Annotated in this window: 1 protein-coding gene; it reads left to right on the top strand. The window is 68.8% G+C overall.

All coding sequences use genetic code 11. The features are described from left to right. Positions 1–285 (top strand): hypothetical protein (locus AC5P1B_RS35940; RefSeq protein ID WP_493892237.1); only part of this gene is annotated, 285 nt, incomplete at both ends.

The raw sequence follows: 285 nt of genomic DNA, 5'->3' as shown, positions 1-285 counted from the left end.
GAAACCAGCCCCCACCCCATCCTCACCCACACCATCCACGACACCCTCGACACCACCACAGACACCAACACCACCACCGCCGACACGGCCGGTTCGACCGACACGGTCGGTTCGACCGGTCAGGGGTCGGACTCTGGGACGGCTGGAGTCAGTGGAAGTGCGGGGGCCGTTCAACCCGTCGTGGTGGGTACCCTGCGCCGCGATGAGGACGGCCCCCACCGCTTCCTGACCTCCCTCGCCCAGGCCCACACCCACGGCCTGCCCGTCACCTGGCAGCCCTTGTTC

It is taken from the genome of Streptomyces sp. A01 (genome assembly GCF_059026195.1).
The sequence above is the reverse complement of the archived record's forward strand: the minus strand, read 5'-3'. Positions and strand labels throughout refer to the sequence as shown.